Source organism: Siphonobacter sp. BAB-5405 (assembly GCF_002872335.1).
In the GTDB taxonomy this organism is placed as follows: Bacteria; Bacteroidota; Bacteroidia; order Cytophagales; family Spirosomataceae; genus Siphonobacter.
Map to the genome: position 1 here is coordinate 129,124 of NZ_NJAG01000004.1, position 17,460 is coordinate 146,583.

The window sequence follows — 17,460 nt, forward strand, 5'->3', positions numbered from 1 at the left end:
ATCTACCCAAAACCACTACTTCTTCCGCCGCTGTTCCTTTTGGCGTTTTAGATTATTGGCGAGTAGCTTTTTGGCTTCTTCCCGCTGACTGGTTTTTTTATCGGCGTACTGAATGACTTTTTCGTAGTACTGCTTGGCTTCGGGCAGATTGCCTTCGCTATCGGCAATTTTTCCCAGATTGAGCAATGCCGACGTATTGTAGCCCGACTCCGTCGCTCCGTTCGCCTGGGCGTAATTGATCGTACGATGGTAGTATTCTTTAGCCGCCGCTGGATTATGGTAGAAAAACTGATTGTAGTACGCCAGAATGTAGGAAGCATAGCGACCACTGGCGGCCTCATAGCCAAACTGACGATTATCCAGTCGCTCCAGAATTAACTTGGCCGCAGCGTCCGCTTCCTGCATGCGTCCGGTTACGAAACATTCGCGGGCGTACATGCGGTGAAAGTACGGATTCCAGGGGTACGTCACGTGGAGGTAGCGGGCCAGTTGATAGCCTTTTTCATGCTGATTTTCGGACGCGTAAATCTGGAGTAAGAAATACTGAGCTTCCGTTCGGGTATAAAACGCATTCCGCGAAACCCACTCCAGCTGACCGATGCCTTTGCTTTTATTGCCTTCGTGGAAAAACCAGAAAATGGGCTTCAACGCCGAATAGTTTTCGGGTACCCATTGCCGATAATAATTGTACAGACCATCCCCGAAAGCCATTTCCGGAGATAAATCCTCGTGACCTTTGCACTTGTCAAAATACTTCAGGGCATTTTTCCCGGCATTACTGGCCTTCAGCCATTTCTTCCGCTCGGCGTACATCCGTGACTTGAAGGCATACGAAGCCGCGAGGAAAAAGCTGGCTTCAATTTCCTGATTACCGCCCTGATCGTACAATTTCTCCGCCTTTTCAATGGCCTGATCCATGAACAATTCACACTTGGCGTCGTACATGTCATTGTCGGTATTCGGTACAATCTTCCACCATTCAGCTAACCCAAACAGGAAGTAGGGGAGCGGGTGCTCGGGATACTTGGCTCGCAAATACCCAAACTCCCGAATGGCTTCTGGAAAATTGTAATTATACATGGCATTGATTGCCTCGGTAGCTTCAATCTGTACTTCCGCACGCTTGAGCAGCATTCCACCGGAACGAGCCTGCTCATTTTTCTCCGCTGTTTCAAACCAGGACTGGGCCGAACTTACGGAGCTAAGGAAGAGAAGAAAGAATAGGAACTTGATTTTCATGGCTTAACAAAGAGCTTCCGGGATACAGTGCGTGGGCTGGAAGCTTGCTAGGATTAACGGCAATTAGTAGAAAGTCGTTTAGAATTCGCAGGAAATTTTTCTGGAGTTAACGCCAACAAAGATACGAAAGCTAATTTTGGGATGCTATTCCCGGAGGAGGCGATAAATTTGATTTTTCTTAGATAAGTTTCTGGAAGGATAGTCGTAAAAAGGTGGTCAAACCGGACCGTACCTTATTTCCCATCTACTTAATCAACAACACCGTGATACAGGTTCGTGACAAGAATTTTGAAGTATTTATAGATCAGGTTACACTGGAGAATCGGATTGCCACCCTGGCGGAACAAATCAGTATCGATTATGCAGATCGGCGACCCCTGCTGATTGCCGTACTGAACGGCTCGTTTATGTTCGTCTCCGAACTCATGAAGAACATTACGATCGAGTGTGAAATCACGTTCATTCGCGTCGGTTCGTATGAAGGGATGGGTACAACGGGCAAGGTAAAACGAATCCTGGGACTCAGCGAACCCATTCGGGACCGCGATGTCATTATCGTGGAGGACATTGTGGATACCGGGCACACCATGGCCGAATTACTCGGTCAGATTACGGCTGAAAAGCCCCGGTCCATCGAAATTGCGACGATGCTGCATAAGCCCGAAGCCACGCGAATTCCGGTTACGCTGAAATACGTTGGCTTTGCGATCGAAAATAAATTTGTATTGGGGTACGGACTGGATTTCGACGGTCTGGCTCGTAACCTGCCCTGCATTTATCAACTGGCCGAGTAAGCTGGTTTACAGCACCCTTGTCTTTCCACCCTGATACGGGGCTAGCATACTGGAGGTGGCAGGCAATTCCGTAACCAAGTAATCAATTTCGCGGAGGTCTGCCACTTTCATGGACATAACGCTGTTCATCTTCTCCGATATTGCAAGAATTGCAACTTTATCCGAAGCCCGGATCATGGCCTTCTTCGCCTGCACCGTTTCCCAGTTGGAATCGGTCAGTCCTTCCTTCGCGTCCAGGGCATTCGTTCCCATAATACACAGATCCACGCGTACTTCCGAAAGTCGCTGATAGACGTCTCCGCCCACGGCCATCTGGCTATACCGCGAAATCGGTCCGCCGATCATAATGATCTCCAGATTGGGCTTGTCGAGTAGTTCTACGGCGGTTAATGGGTTGACCGTCAGAAAAGTAGCTTTGAGTTCATCCGGGATGAGTTTGATGAATTCCCGAATGGTTGTACCACCACCCATCAGTACCAGCATGCCGTCTTTCAGTAGAGTTACTGCTTTTTCTGCAATAATTCGCTTACTCTCATGAGCGTAGCTTTCTACGGGTTGCGATGAATAGTGGTAAGCCTTCGACATGGCTCCACCCCGAATCTTAATCAGTTTACCCTCTTCGGCCAGGTCATTGATGTCTCGACGTATGGTATCCTCCGACACATTCAGCGTACTGGCCAGTTCTGTAAGGGTAATACGCGTATGGAGGTTTACCTGGTTGATTATTAAATCCTTACGACTTTCTTTTAAAAGGACAACCGACATTAGATAAAGGGCTTGCTGTTGAATAAACAAAGGTATAAAAAAAGGGGTCGCCTCACTACTGCCAAGCTATTCGGCTCTGGCTGATTCTTTCTCTTTTACCAAGAAACATTCGAAATAAAAAATCGATTAACGCAGCTTTTGCAATCTAAACTTTTGATATGTAAGGCGTAAAGGCGTAATACGTTGCTTTGTTCAGCAAATTTTAAAATAATATTTGCAAGTATTGCTATAAGGCTTCTATATTTCGCAAAAATTGCAAATAAGAATGCATTTTTTGCGAGAATACCCCTGAACAAAATCCTATTAAACGCTTTCACACTTTTACTACCATTATGAAAATCTCCTTTTTATGCTTTCAGGCAAGGTTTGGCAGACTGTTTGCCTTGCTGTGGCTAATGAGTCTGTCAGCGATGGCCCAGAACATTACTGGAAAAGTGACCAATGCTGCGGACGGATCGCCGTTGCCGGGGGTTACCGTCGTTGAAAAGGGTTCGACCAAAGGAACCGTTACCGACGCTCAGGGTCAGTATACGCTGAATGCCGCTTCGGAAGCAACACTGGTTTTCTCGTATCTGGGTTTTGTACCCCAGGAAATTCCGCTGGGCGGGCGTACAACGGTGGACGTCGTGCTGAAAGAAGATACCAAAAGCCTGAACGAAGTAGTCGTAACGGCTCTCGGGATTCAGCGGGACAAAAAAGCCCTGGGGTATTCGGTGACGGAAGTAAAAGGCTCGGAGTTTACGCAGGCCCGGGAAATGAACGTGGCCAATGCCTTGTCGGGTAAAGTGGCCGGGGTGAATGCCTCCGGGATGTCTACCGGGCCGGGCGGTTCGAGCCGGGTCGTTATCCGGGGGAATGGCTCGCTGAACGGAAACAGCCAGCCGCTGTACGTAATCAACGGGATGCCCATCGATAACTCTACGCCGGGCGGAAGTCCGCAAACCGGAGCCGGTGGTCTGAACGTAGACCGGGGTGATGGAATCGGCGGGATCAATCCCGATGATATTGAGAGCATTAGCGTACTGAAAGGAGGAACCGCTGCCGCTTTATACGGCTCACGGGCCGCTAACGGCGTTATTCTGATTACCACCAAAAAAGGGGTAGCTCAGAAGGGAATCGGCGTTGATTTCAACTCCACCTTTACGGCTGAAACGCCCTCGGTATTTCCCAAATGGCAGTATGAATACGGCCAGGGCGATCAGGGACGCAAGCCCGCTACCCAGCAGGAGGCCCTTGACTGGGGCCGGCGTTCGTTCGGAGCCAAGATGGACGGGCAGCCGTATACCATTTTCAACGGTACCCAGCAGTCTTATTCACCGCAACGCAATAACATCAATAACTTCTACGAACTGGGAACCACGTTTTCCAATACGTTAGCTCTGAGTGGCGGTTCGGAAAACATCAATTTCCGTTTTTCGCTGGCGAATATGGACAGCAAAAGCATTCAGCCCAACTCCAAATTCAACCGGAAAGTGGGCAACCTGAATGTAAACGCGAAACTGACGAAAAACCTGTCACTGGAAGCCGTAGCCCAGTATAACATTGAGGAAGCAACCAACCGCCCCAGTGCGGGAGATGCCACCGGAAACCCCAACTGGGCCGTGTACATGCTGGCCAATACAGTAGACATTCGGCAGTTGTCACCGGGATACGATGCCACCGGACGCGAAATTCAGTGGAATGAAACGCCGTATGCCTCTAACTCTTACTTCGTCGTCAACCGCTACAAGAACAACGATACGAAAAACCGCTTTATCGGTCAGTTCAACCTTCAATACAACTTTCTGGACAACCTGTACATTCGGGGAAGTGTGAGCCGGGATTTTTATAATTACAAATACACGGGAATCATTCCTTCGGGAACCGTATACACGCTGAACGCTGCCGGCGAGTACCACGACATCAACTCGTCGGTTTCCGAAACTAACGGGATGTTAACGGCCCACTACAATACCAAGCTGGGTAACGATTTCCATCTGACGGCTCTGGCGGGGGGTAACATGCGGAAGTTCCTTTCCAGCGAAACCTACATCGACGGAACGCAGTTTATCGTTCCCAACTTCTACAGCTATACCAACCTGAACAACTTCACGACCCGGCCCTATAATCCCAAGATCGCTACCAACTCCCTGTTTGGATCGCTGGATCTGGATTACAAAGGCTTTGCTTTCTTAACGCTGACGGGTCGTCAGGACTGGTTCTCTACGCTCAGTCCGAGCAACAACAGCTTATTCTATCCATCCGTTGGGGGAAGTTTTGTGCTTTCCCAAGCGGTTGAACTACCGCAATGGGTGAGCTTCGCTAAAGCTCGGGCTTCCTGGGCTCAGGTAGGAGCGGGTTCCGTAGATCCTTTCATCACCAATCAGTCGTACGGACTGGTACAGGGTGGTCACGACGGTCGTCCCCTGCAACAGGTTACCCAGTACAACGGCGTAAATCTGATTACCAATGCCTCGCTTCGACCGCTGACGTCCACGACCTATGAAGTAGGGATCGATGCGAAATTTTTCAATAACCGACTCGGCATTGATTTGACGTATTACGACCGCAAAACGACCGACGATATTGTACGAACAACGGTTTCACGGGCATCGGGCTATAATGAAGCTCTGCTGAACGTGGGAGCCCTGAGCAACCGAGGCGTGGAAGCATTGATCACGTATAATCCCATCAAAAACAAAAACTTTAGCTGGAATGTAAGCTACAATATGGCCTACAACCGAAGTGAAGTAATGCAATTGGTACCGGGCGTGAATACCCTGGAGCTGGCTTCCAGCGTGGGCGGATGGGCCTTTGTTCACCACCAGGTGGGCCGTCCATTTGGGGTGATCAAGGGGTATACGATGGATCGTGATGCCAACGGTAACGTCATTTTCAATACCGCAACGGGGTATCAGCAACGCAGTGCTTTAAAAGAGCTGGGTCAGGGTGTACCGCCCTGGACGATGGGTCTGAACAACACGTTTACTTATAAAAACTTCTCACTCGATGTACTGATCGACGGTAAGTTTGGTAACAAAATTTTCTCAACCATGGACGTGTACGCCACCCGTTTTGGTCTGCACCAGATGACGTTGCCCGGTCGGGAAAACGGACTGCCCGTGTCTGGCGTAACTTCTCAGGGGGATTCCTATTCCCGAACGGTTCCGGTAAAAGACCTGCGTCTGTACTACGACAACCTGAAAAACTATACGGATCTGTTCCTGTACGACGCCAGCTTCGTGAAGCTTCGTCAGATCGTACTGAACTACGCCATTCCGGTGAAAAACTCCAAAATATTCCGGGGAGCCAGTGTGTCACTGGTGGCTCGTAACCCCTTCATTCTGTACAAAAAGACCGACAACTTCGATCCGGAAGCCAGCTATACCAATAGCAATGCTCAGGGCTTCGAGGCCTTCGCTCTGCCCCGTACCCGCAGCATGGGTGTCAATCTGATGTTGAAATTTTAATTCTCGGACTCATGAACGTATTTAAAACCATTCATAAATCGGCCTGGGTTTCCGTGCTTTCCCTGGCTCTGCTTAGCTCCTGCGACAAGGGATTCGAAGAACTCAACACGAACCCCGACGCTTCTCCCTTCATTCAGCCGGGCTATATGTTTACGAAAGCCCAGATGGATGTATTCAGCAATTCGTACTATTCCACGGGCGTTCTGGCCGCCGGAGGATCGATGCAGCACTACGCCACGTACAAGGATGTGCCGGGCATTGGCGACAAGTACTATTTCCAGCAGGGATCGTATCCTTACGATTACTTCCAGAATGCGTACCCGACTGCAGTCAATGAAATCACCGAAGTGATTCGGGCAGTTTCCGGGAATCCGGCTCAGGTGAATTTGCTTTCCGTAGCCCGCATCTGGCGAGTATACACCATGCACCGGATTACGGATTTGTACGGCGATATTCCGTATTCAGAAGCAGGAAAGGGACTGACGGATAATCTGTATACCCCCAAATACGACGCTCAGCAGGCCATTTACGCCGACATGCTGAAAGAACTGGAAGAAGCGGCCGCTGCCTTTAATACCAGTCAGGCCACGATGGGTACGGCGGATCTGATCTACAACGGCGACATTACCAAGTGGAAAAAACTGGCGTACTCCCTGATGCTGCGACTGAGTATGCGGATGACGAAAGTGGATGCGGCCACGGCTCAGACCTGGGCGAAAAAGGCCATCGCCGGTGGCGTCATTACCACCGACGCCGACGTAGCCCGGATCAATTACGTTGCCAACGGTCAGAACTTCAACTGGAATCCTTACGCGGCTGCCTTACGCGGAGCTGATCTGAGTACCAGTTCGTTCGGTCAGAACAATACCGAAGGTGGCAAATTTGCCAAAACCTTCATCGATCATTTAAAGACGACGCAGGATCCTCGGTTGGGTGTGCTATCCGTAGTCTGGCGAAATGAAGGTACCACGGCCACGCCCAAGTACGTAGCCGATACCTCCCGCACTATCCAGAAAGGCATGACGAACGGTTTACTGGCTAAACCCGCTGATTTCGGTACGTATTCGGAACCGAATCCGAATGTTCTGCTGAAGTACGATACGCCGGTGATCGTGATCTCGGCAGCGGAAGTGAATCTGTTACTCGCCGAAGCGGCCGTTCGGGGTTGGTACACGGGCGAAGACGCGGCAACGGCTTATGCGAAAGGCGTGACCTCAGCCATGAAAAACTGGACGCTTTTTGGAGCAGCGGGAGTCATCACTGACAACCAGATTAAAGGTTATCTGGCGGCTAATACGTTCCCCACCAGCGGTACAACCGAGGCTAAACTCGACGCGATCAATACGCAGTTGTGGGTGTCACTCTACCCGGATGAGCAGGAGGTTTGGGCGAATTACCGCCGCTCTGGTTATCCGAAACTGACGCCGGTAAACGTGCCGGGTAATGCTACGGGCGGTACCATTCCCCGTCGCCTGCTGTATCCACCTACCGAGGAAAGTGTGAACAGCACGCAGGTCAACATCGCCATTCAGCGGCAGGGACGTAACGAACTGACCACTCGCATGTGGTGGGACAAACAATAAAATCGAAGTTGTTCGCGGAAATGATCATTTTTGAATGCGTGACTTTTCAACGCTTCTCACTGAACTTCCGCGAACCCTATACTTCACCATGAAATACCTCGTCATTCTTTTTATGCTACTGCTCAGTCTGGGAAAAGGGTTCGCTCAAAGCGGACTCATTCCCCAGCCTGTGGCTTTTCATCGGTCTTCGGGCGAATTCCTGCTTACGGCCTTAGCGGGCATTTCGTCCGAACCCGGTGTGTCAGCGGAATTAGTAAATCTTACGCAGGAGCAAATCCGCTCTTACGCCGGATTTACGCTACCGCTTTCGCAGAAAAAGGCCGCGATTCAGTTAAAACTGGATTCAACCCAGGTACCGCAAAACGAAGGGTACCGATTACGCATTCATTCCAGAGGCGTGGAACTCGTCGGCCACGATCCGGCTGGACTGTTCTACGGCGTTCAGAGTTTCGTGCAACTGCTTCATCAATCCAAAAACTTACGTTTACCCGCCAGTCAGATTATAGATTATCCCCGGTTTTCGTACCGGGGTATGCACCTGGATGTCAGTCGCCACTGGTTCCAGGTGCCTTTTATTAAGAAATACATCGACCTGCTCGCCCAGTATAAATTCAATACCTTTCACTGGCACCTGACCGACGATCAGGGCTGGCGAATCGAGATTAAACGCTATCCAGAATTGCAAAATGTAGCTGCCTACCGCAAGGAGACACTCATTGGCCACAAACGCGAACTGCCCCATCGGTTCGACGGCAAGAAATACGGTGGGTACTATACCCAGGAGGAAGTACGGGAGGTGGTGCGGTACGCGGCTCAGCGGCACATTACGGTGATTCCGGAAATTGAAATGCCGGGCCACGCTCTGGCGGCTCTTTCCGCGTTCCCGGCTTTGGGCTGTACGGGCGGACCCTATCAGGCGGCTACCTTCTGGGGGATTTTTGACGACGTGTACTGTGCCGGAAATGACAGCACGTTTACGTTCCTGCAAAACGTACTCGATGAAGTCGTCGAGTTGTTTCCGTCAAAATACATTCACATCGGCGGTGACGAATGTCCGAAAACCCGCTGGAAAAGCTGTCCGAAATGTCAGGCCCGAATTCGGCACGAAGGCTTGAAAGATGAACACGAATTACAGAGTTACTTCATTCAGCGAATGGAAAAATATCTGCTGACAAAAAATCGGGAGATCATTGGTTGGGACGAAATTCTGGAAGGGGGACTTTCGCCCGGAGCTACCGTGATGAGCTGGCGGGGCACCGAAGGCGGCATCGAAGCCATGCGGCAGAAACACAAGGCCATCATGACGCCCGAGCCTTTTGTGTACTTCGACTTCTACCAATCCCTGTACGCCAGCGAACCTACGGCAGCGGCCTGGTACACCCCCCTGAGCAAAGTTTACAGCTACGAACCCGTACCCGATTCGCTCACGGCGGAAGAGGCTTCGTATTTGCTGGGCATTCAGGGCAATGTCTGGAGTGAATACCTGGCGACGGAAGCTCACGCCGAGTACATGATTTTTCCCCGGGCGTTGGCCGTTGCCGAAACAGCCTGGTCGCCGAAGAAGGGCCGGACGTACCCCGATTTCCTGCGACGCCTGCGGCTCAACGAACCGATGTTAAAACGCTTGAAGGTGGCGTATGCGACGTGTTTGATGAACTGACCGATTCGGTAAGCGTAGCAGCGGATGGGAAACTAGCCGTGCGTCTGACAACGACCTTACCGCAGGCAACCATTCGATATACCCTCGACGGAAGTACGCCCAAAACGAGCAGTGCCGCCTATCGTGGCCCGGTTTCCCTTGGGAAAAGTAAAGTGCTGAAAGCCGCCGTGTTTGCCGGTAATAACCAACAGGGCCGAGTATTTGAAAAGACTTTCACCGTTTCGAAAGCGACGGGTAAGCCTATAACGATTCAGGGTTCACCCGCCGGGAATTTCAAGCCAGCCAGTACTCGGATTGCCGTCAACGGCGTACAGGGAACGGCCCGCTACAACACGGGTGAATGGATCGGGATGTTGGGTGAAAATGCCGAATGGACGCTGGATTTACAGCAAACGCAAATGATTTCAAAAGTCCAGACCAACGTATTACGCTACCACTGGCAACGTTTCTGGGAGCCGACCCTGCTACAGGTATGGGTGTCGGAAGACGGAAAAACGTACCGGGAAGTCTACCAGCAAACCGAGTTTCCGATCAATGGTATCAATCCCGTGAACGGTCAATTCAGCCCGCTAAAAGCTCGATTCGTAAAGCTAAAAGCCCTGAACAAAGGCATTGTTCCCACTGGCGAATACGGAGCGGGCAACAAGGCCTGGTTGCTGCTGGATGAATTGATTGTGGACTGAGAGGAGAGGCGTTTTGTGTTAAAACGATAACCTCCCCTGGCTTTAAAATGGTCAGGAAAGCCTGCACCAGTGGACCGAATACTTCAACCCCGTAGGGGTTCAACGTGAATAGCCCCGTATGCAATGCGGGGTATCTTATACCCCTAAACGGGATCTACTGAAAACAGACCACCGCAAACTGAAACCTAAATACATGCGTCGATTATCCTGCTTCCTCTGCCTACTTTTTTGTACCCTGGCTTCCTGGGCTCAGGAAACGGAAAATTTTGGAGCCAACCACAACAAACCCGAACGCGAAGAGTGGCTGAAAGATGTGGGCTTCGGCATGTTTATTCACTGGAACGTGGATACACAGCTGGGCGTCGTCATCAGCCACTCGCTCGTGGGGGCTTCGCCGGATTACGTGGATCGGTACATCAAAGAGCTTCCTCAAACCTTTGATCCCAAACAATGGGATGCCGAAAAAATCGTGATGCTGGCTAAAAACGCGGGCATGAAGTACATCATGTTCACGACCAAACACCACGCGGGTTTTTGCATGTGGGATACCAAAACGACGGATTTCAACGTGATGAACACGCCTTACAAGAAGGACATCGTGCGTCAATTCGTGGAAGCCTGCCGGAAATGGAAAATCGCCGTTGGCTTTTATTACTCCCCCGAAGATTTTTCGTTCGCTTACCGCAACGGCATGAAGGACATCACCCGCGACGACCACTGGGAAAAGGCGAAACCCTTTCAGGCTCAATACAAAAAATTTGTCGTTGAGCAGACGAAAGAACTCATGACCAAGTACGGTCCGGTTGATCTGTTTTTCATTGACAGCGACGTACTGAAGGAAGAAGTAAAAGAAACCATCTGGAAGTACCAGCCCAATTGCCTGGTTACGCGTGGAGCCCTGCCTACGCCGGAACAATACCTGCCCGGTGAAACGCTGGGTACGGCCTGGGAAAGTTGCATGACGATGGGTACGGCCTGGAACTACAAGCCCACCAATGAACACTACAAATCGGGTACGGAACTGCTGAATATTCTCATCGAATCGCGGGCGAAGGGTGGCTCGTACCTGCTTAATGTGGGGCCTACGCAGTGGGGGAACTTGAACGAAGGACAAGAAGGCCGATTGATGGAAATCGGAGCCTGGCATTTTATCAACCAGGAAGCTGTGCACAACGTACGCCCCTGGATTGTTCGGAACGAAAATGACATCTGGTTCACCAAAAAGAAAGACGAAAATACGGTATACGCGTACCTGACGGGTATGCCGGAATGGCCTCGGGCCGAGCGTCGGGAATTCCTGATTCGTTCGGTGAAAGCAACGGCAACGACGGAAGTAACCGTACTCGGACAAACCGGAAATGTCGTGGAATACAAGCCTACGGTGGATGGTCGTACGCGTTTCGAGCAGACCCCCGAAGGATTGAAAATTTCGGTGGTACGGGCCCAACGAATCTATAACAATCACCAGTGGCCTAACCCCATTGTCGTGAAGCTGAAGAACGTGGAACCTGCCCTGACGCCGATGCAATTCCGAACCGTGAGTGCGGAGAAAATCAGTAATGGAAATCTGAAGTTAACGGCCGATGTCGTGAAAATGGGTTCCGGAAAAGAGTACCGGATCGGATTCGAGTACCGTCCCGTACAAAGCTCGCTCAACGAAGAATTCAACGAAAAGTGGAAAGCTACCGATGCCTATCCCGTGACCGCTACGGGCAAGGTGACGCTGGAAATGCTGAAGCAGAATATTCAGTCCTATGACGAAATCGAGTACCGGGCCGTACTGTATCAGGACAACATGCGAATCGAAGGCAACACCCAAAAAATCAGCAAATTAACGCTGGAATAGGAAAAGGTTACTCGTGTAAAGCATAAAGAGGCCTGTTTCCAAAAAACTGAAAACAGAAAACCGCCAACTGAAAACTGTAACTAATGCTGATTGTTGCCGCCTGTATTGTCATTCTGGTACTACTGATTGTCTGGGCTAAAGTCAATCCGTTTCTGGCCTTTCTGGTGGTATCTCTACTGGCTGGTGGTCTGCTGGGAATGCCGCTGACGAAAATGGCTCAGTCCGTTCAGAAAGGGGTAGGAGATACGCTGGGTTCACTCATCATCATCATTGCCTTAGGTGCCATGCTGGGCAAGCTCGTCGCTGAAAGCGGAGCCGCCCAGAAAATTGCCTCCGTGATGATGCAGTTGTTCGGAGCCAGATACATTCAGTGGGGACTAGTCTGTACGGGGTTCATCATCGGCATTCCGCTGTTTTACGGCGTGGGGTTTGTCCTGATGGTACCGCTGATTTTTTCCGTCGTGTACCAATACCGATTACCGGCAGTGGCCATTGGCTTACCCATGCTGGCTTCGCTTTCGGTGGCTCACGGCTTTCTGCCGCCGCATCCATCGCCCGCCGCTCTGGTGGCTCAGTTTCACGGGGACATGGGGCTGACGCTGGTATACGGACTGATTATCGCCGTACCTACGATCATTCTGGCGGGACCAGTGTACGCTCTGACGCTCAAACGGATCAATTCAGAACCCCTGGTTACCTTTCAGACCACTCCCATTCCTGAGGCCGAGTTACCCAGCGGACTGAGTAGTTTCCTTACCTCGCTGTTGCCCGTATTGCTGTTGACCTTAACGACGGTATCCCATTTTTTCCCGGGCAATGCCTTCGAGGAAGTATTGACTTTTGTGGGCGATCCGGCCATTGTCATGCTCATTTCTGTTGCGGTGGCTACGGTAACCTTAGGATTGAGTCGCGGCAAGCCTATGAAAGCAGTAATGTTTACCTACGAAACGGCGGTGAAAGACATCACCATGATTGTACTCATTATTGGTGGAGCCGGAGCGTTGAAACAGATTCTGACGGATAGTGGCGTCAGTAACGAAATTGCCGGACAATTGCAGCGGCTACAGATGCCTCCCTTATTTTTGGGCTGGCTCATTGCGGCTATCATCCGGGTCTGTATCGGTTCGGCGACGGTGGCAGGACTAACGGCCGCCGGAATCATCGCTCCACTGATGGCTCAGCAAACGACCAACCCGAATTTAATGGTCCTGTCTATTGGAGCGGGCAGTCTCATGTTTTCGCACGTAAACGATCCGGGGTTCTGGATGTTTAAGGAATATTTCAACCTTTCGGTGAAAGATACCATCCGTTCCTGGTCGATGATGGAAACACTCGTAGCCTTCGTCGGACTGATGGGGGTACTGATTTTGAATCAAATTATTTAATGCGTTTAGAGTTTTGTGTTTAGAGTTAATAGGTGGTTGCTCATAATTGAAAAATTTGCTGTTTCAGATTGCAATACCGTGAATTGCAAATTCGCCACAGTCAGATTCTAGATTACAAAGCTGGAACAGCCTGTACTTCCTATCCAATAATCGCCAAGACTGGTAAATGCTTAGGCAGTCAAGTGTAAACTCAAAACCCTAAACTCAAAACGCTAAACATAAACTAACTACCAACCAATAACCACCAACAAAATTCCATGAACACAGCCGCAACAACCACCGAACAACTGAGCCCCGAAGCTGCTTTTGCTAAACTGGGCCTTACCTTACCTCCGGCTCCGCTGCCGTTGGGCGTATACAAACCGTATCTCATTGATGGTAAGTACCTGTACGTGTCCGGGCACGGTCCGGTACAGGACGATAAGAGCCTCATCATTGGTCGCATTGGCCGGGAAATCGATACCGAAAACGGAAAACTCGCTGCCCGTCAGGTAGGCTTGACGATCCTTTCCACCATCAAAACCCACCTGGGTAGCCTGGATCGCGTGAAGCGGGTCATCAAAGTGCTGGGTATGGTGAACTGCGTTTCTGAATTTGAACGTCATCCCTATATCATCAACGGCTGTAGCGAGTTATTCGCTCAGGTTTGGGGCGAAGAAAACGGCATCGGCGTTCGCTCTGCCGTAGGGTTCGGCTCCCTCCCCGACAACATTCCGGTAGAAATCGAGGCTTTGTTTGAACTGGTTTAAAAAGAGTTGAGGGTTTAGAGTTTTGGGTTTTGAGTTTTGAGTAATGTGCTCAATTCCAAACTAAGTGCTCAAATACGATAATGCATAGGGTTAGGTTTTGACGAAAACTCAAAACCCTAAACCCCAATCTCAAAACGCATACATGTTAATCATAGACGCTCACCTCGATCTGAGCATGAATGCGATGGAGTGGAACCGGGATTTACGGTTGCCCGTCGCAGAAATCAATGCCAGAGAACAGGGTCTGACCGATAAACCGGATCGGGGCAAGGCGACCGTATCCTTGCCCGAACTACGCAAAGGAAATGTGGCCGTGGTCGTGGCGACGCAGATTGCCCGGTACGTGGCTCCGGATAATCGCTTGCCGGGCTGGCATTCGCCGCAGCAGGCCTGGGCCCAGACGCAGGGGCAGGTTTCCTGGTACAAAGCCATGGAGGATGAAGGCGAAATGACGGCCATTACCGATCGGGTAAGCCTGGAAAAACACCTGAACCTCTGGAACGACGGTACGCCCAACGATTCCAAACCCGTGGGCTACATTCTAAGTCTGGAAGGAGCCGATTCGCTCGTAACGCTCGATCACGTGGAGCGGGCCTATAACTACGGACTACGGGCCATCGGACCCGCTCACTACGGACCGGGCCGGTACGCTCAGGGAACGGATGCGACGGGCTTCATGGGAAAAGTAGGACAGAATTTGCTGAAGGAAATGGAACGCCTGAACATCATTCTCGACGCGACGCATTTGTGCGACGATAGTTTCTGGGAAGCGATGGATCATTACAACGGTCCGGTCTGGGCGAGTCATAACCTGTGCCGGGCTCTGGTGAATCACAACCGGCAATTCAGCGATGAACAAATTCGCGAACTGATTAACCGCGATGCCGTAATTGGCGGAGCCCTGGATGCCTGGATGATGGTGCCCAACTGGGTACGTGGGCAGTCGACCCCCGAAGGTATGAACTGTAATCTGGAAGTACTGGTCGATCACCTCGATCACATCTGTCAGATTGCCGGAAACGCCGACCACATCGGCATCGGTACGGATCTTGACGGAGCTTTTGGTCGCGAACAATCCCCGTATGATCTTGAAACCATTGCCGATTTACAAACCGTTCCGAACCTGCTTCGTAAGCGGGGCTATACGGAAACGGATGTTGAGAAAATCATGCATGGAAACTGGCTGCGTTTCCTGAGACGAGCCTGGAAATAAAAAGCATAAACAATGATTAATGAAGTATAAAAAGCTCTAGTCTCCTGGATTGGAGCTTTTTTGTTTGATCCCTTTTAAGTAAAACAATACGCTACTAATCAATTATTAATTCAGAAATAGAGACCTAGATCTAGTGTTTCTTAAGAGCTGTAATAAATAGCGTTTTTACAAATTTTAACAGCGTAAGCTTTAGAATAAAAGTAGCAATTTCAAAAGTTATGAATAGGTTGCAGCTCAATCAATCAATCTGTTTATGAAAAGAGTTTTTCTTACCTGTGCTGCCTTGTTCGTGAGTTTTTCCGCCGCTTTTTCTCAGGATGTACCTACGCGAGAAATCGGATTAAGAACAAATGGATTCAATGATTTAGGTTTTGTCTATAAAAAACAAAAATCTGAAAATGTGTACAAGCGATACCGTCTGGCTTTTGGAAATCTGGGGTTGGGGATCGTTAATGGGAGTAGCCTGGTTAATTTTAGCGTAGGAGGAGCAATAGGCAAGGAAAAACGGAAGTCTATCAACGATCGATTTCAGGTGGTGTATGGAACGGAATTCATTCCCCGGCTAACCGTCATTCATTCACCCGGCGGAAATGTTTCTGTAAATGATGGAACGATGGGAAGTATAACCATAACGAATGCCGGAAATCTCTTATTGAATACGTCACTCGGCATTGGATTTGTGCTAGGGACCCAATACAACATCAGTCCTAAGTGGTACGTAAGTGCTGAAATCGTGCCTACCGTGTCGTTGAACGGTACCTTCGGGTCAGGGATTACGATTTACGGCCTCAATGCGGCGTTTACTTCTTCCAACGTTGGCTTGACGGGTATGTATCGCTTCTAATCCATAAAAAACGGGCTCTTTGCAGGAGCCCGTTTTCTTATCTTCCCAATCGTTTAAACATGTATTCACCCGTTCCGTCAGGCGTTAAAATCAGCCGGTTCTCGTCCAGTTGTACCTGCTGGAAAAGTCGTCCCTGGGTAGAAGACATACACAGAGCCCGAATCCGGACGGAGGTATCTTCCAGCGAGTACTTGCCATTACCGCAACCTAGAAAAGCGTAATGAATCGGAAGGGTGTTAGCGTACGTTTCTTCAAAATCGCCATTTTTCCTGAACGTCACCAACACCTGTTTGTCACTGGGTATCACCAGTGGCGTACACGTACTGTCAGTGGCTGGTTTGCAATAGGAAACGAGCTGCCAATGCCCCACGAGCGAAGTCGAGGGAAGATCCTTTTTGCTACAACTCAAGCTACTCAGGAGTACTAGGCCTAAGCTTATCTTACGCATAAGTTAAGAAGAGGTAGAGGTGATCATGCAATAGCAAATTACCATTTTTTAAAGATGAAAAATACCGCAATGATCATGAAAACAAAACCTACGGCATGATTCCAGGCGAGCTTATCCGTCTTGAAAATGTAAACCGTAATCAGTGTAAACACGGTTAAAGAAACAACTTCCTGAATAATCTTTAACTGAAAAAGGGTAAAAGGTCCGCCGGTTTCCTCGGAACCAATCCGGTTGGCGGGTACCTGAAAAACGTATTCGAAAAAAGCTAGCCCCCAACTCAGGGCAATGACACCAAAAAGCGATAGTTTGGCCAGCATAGGCCATTGTTTAATCTGAAGATGTCCATACCAGGCCAGCGTCATGAACGCATTGGAAACAAGTAACAGCAGAATGCAGAGCAATCCTTTCATAATCGATCGTAAAGCTTAAGAAAGGCGAAAAGATACGAATAAAACGTTCAGAAAATGCTCTCCAGGAACTCCTGTTCAATGAGAAGTAAATGTTCAGCTAACTAAAAAAAAGGGGCATAAAAAGCACGATCATGAATTAACTGCGTAAAGACCGCCCCCGTGGTCTGTATAAGGGCTTACCTACGCATCTGCTTTACGCAAAAAGGTTTAATTAAGAAGTATAATTATGGTAAGTAAAAATATAAAAAAACAATACTTGTTTTCATGAATGGTACGTGTAGAAGCCTGGGAGAACTTGGACAGGCTTGATGACAGCCATTTTTTTTGTAGAGAAGAGCCTTCGCTATTTTTTTAAAGCTACTGTTTATCAAATCTTTAAAAAAATAAGCGAA

The 17,460-nt window shown here is 49.7% G+C and carries 14 protein-coding genes; 10 read left to right on the forward strand and 4 right to left on the reverse strand.

Annotated features, from left to right (window positions below; all coding sequences use genetic code 11):
• Nucleotides 1-15: 15 nt before the first annotated feature.
• Nucleotides 16-1,239: a hypothetical protein gene (locus BWI97_RS03970; RefSeq protein ID WP_102200118.1), complete on the reverse strand. Its 1,224-nt coding sequence runs from the start codon at nucleotides 1,237-1,239 to the stop codon at nucleotides 16-18.
• Nucleotides 1,240-1,502: 263 nt separating this feature from the next.
• On the opposite strand from BWI97_RS03970, the gene hpt reads away from it, so the two are divergent.
• Nucleotides 1,503-2,033: a hypoxanthine phosphoribosyltransferase gene (gene hpt / locus BWI97_RS03975; RefSeq protein ID WP_094809262.1), complete on the forward strand. Its 531-nt coding sequence runs from the start codon at nucleotides 1,503-1,505 to the stop codon at nucleotides 2,031-2,033.
• Nucleotides 2,034-2,039: 6 nt separating this feature from the next.
• On the opposite strand, the gene BWI97_RS03980 is transcribed toward hpt, so the two are convergent.
• Nucleotides 2,040-2,798 (reverse strand): DeoR/GlpR family DNA-binding transcription regulator, encoded by a 759-nt coding sequence (locus BWI97_RS03980; RefSeq protein ID WP_102200119.1) that lies wholly within the window; start codon nucleotides 2,796-2,798, stop codon nucleotides 2,040-2,042.
• A 332-nt stretch (nucleotides 2,799-3,130) separates the two neighbouring features.
• On the opposite strand from BWI97_RS03980, the gene BWI97_RS03985 reads away from it, so the two are divergent.
• The 9 genes from BWI97_RS03985 to BWI97_RS04025 all read left to right on the forward strand — a co-directional run bounded on the left by BWI97_RS03985 (nucleotide 3,131) and on the right by BWI97_RS04025 (nucleotide 16,210).
• Entirely contained in the window at nucleotides 3,131-6,247 is a 3,117-nt protein-coding gene (locus tag BWI97_RS03985) for a SusC/RagA family TonB-linked outer membrane protein (protein ID WP_102200120.1), read from the forward strand.
• Between the two features lie 11 nt (nucleotides 6,248-6,258).
• Nucleotides 6,259-7,830: a SusD/RagB family nutrient-binding outer membrane lipoprotein gene (locus BWI97_RS03990; RefSeq protein WP_102200121.1), complete on the forward strand. Its 1,572-nt coding sequence runs from the start codon at nucleotides 6,259-6,261 to the stop codon at nucleotides 7,828-7,830.
• A gap of 88 nt (nucleotides 7,831-7,918) precedes the next feature.
• Nucleotides 7,919-9,490 (forward strand): beta-N-acetylhexosaminidase, encoded by a 1,572-nt coding sequence (locus BWI97_RS03995; protein ID WP_158242679.1) that lies wholly within the window; start codon nucleotides 7,919-7,921, stop codon nucleotides 9,488-9,490.
• A complete protein-coding gene (locus BWI97_RS04000; RefSeq protein WP_102200123.1) occupies nucleotides 9,475-10,173 on the forward strand; it encodes a chitobiase/beta-hexosaminidase C-terminal domain-containing protein in 699 nt (232 codons plus the stop codon). The genes BWI97_RS03995 and BWI97_RS04000 overlap by 16 nt, the downstream gene beginning before the upstream one ends.
• A gap of 193 nt (nucleotides 10,174-10,366) precedes the next feature.
• Complete coding sequence (locus BWI97_RS04005; protein ID WP_094809259.1) at nucleotides 10,367-12,019, forward strand: alpha-L-fucosidase; 1,653 nt, start codon at nucleotides 10,367-10,369, stop codon at nucleotides 12,017-12,019.
• Between the two features lie 83 nt (nucleotides 12,020-12,102).
• The gene (locus tag BWI97_RS04010; protein WP_102200125.1) at nucleotides 12,103-13,404 is read left to right on the forward strand and encodes a gluconate:H+ symporter; all 1,302 of its coding nucleotides are present in this window, start codon (nucleotides 12,103-12,105) and stop codon (nucleotides 13,402-13,404) included.
• Nucleotides 13,405-13,661: 257 nt separating this feature from the next.
• A complete protein-coding gene (locus BWI97_RS04015; RefSeq protein ID WP_102200126.1) occupies nucleotides 13,662-14,153 on the forward strand; it encodes a RidA family protein in 492 nt (163 codons plus the stop codon).
• Between the two features lie 142 nt (nucleotides 14,154-14,295).
• Complete coding sequence (locus BWI97_RS04020; RefSeq protein ID WP_102200127.1) at nucleotides 14,296-15,366, forward strand: dipeptidase; 1,071 nt, start codon at nucleotides 14,296-14,298, stop codon at nucleotides 15,364-15,366.
• Between the two features lie 253 nt (nucleotides 15,367-15,619).
• Nucleotides 15,620-16,210 (forward strand): hypothetical protein, encoded by a 591-nt coding sequence (locus BWI97_RS04025; protein WP_146010867.1) that lies wholly within the window; start codon nucleotides 15,620-15,622, stop codon nucleotides 16,208-16,210.
• Between the two features lie 37 nt (nucleotides 16,211-16,247).
• Here the strand turns inward: BWI97_RS04025 and BWI97_RS04030 are convergent, their stop codons facing one another.
• Together BWI97_RS04030 and BWI97_RS04035 are read right to left on the reverse strand one after the other, a co-directional pair.
• Nucleotides 16,248-16,658, reverse strand: a complete 411-nt coding sequence (locus tag BWI97_RS04030; RefSeq protein ID WP_094811287.1) for a lipocalin family protein — start codon at nucleotides 16,656-16,658, stop codon at nucleotides 16,248-16,250.
• A 38-nt stretch (nucleotides 16,659-16,696) separates the two neighbouring features.
• Complete coding sequence (locus tag BWI97_RS04035) at nucleotides 16,697-17,068, reverse strand: DMT family protein (RefSeq protein WP_094811285.1); 372 nt, start codon at nucleotides 17,066-17,068, stop codon at nucleotides 16,697-16,699.
• Between the last annotated feature and the right edge of the window lie 392 nt (nucleotides 17,069-17,460).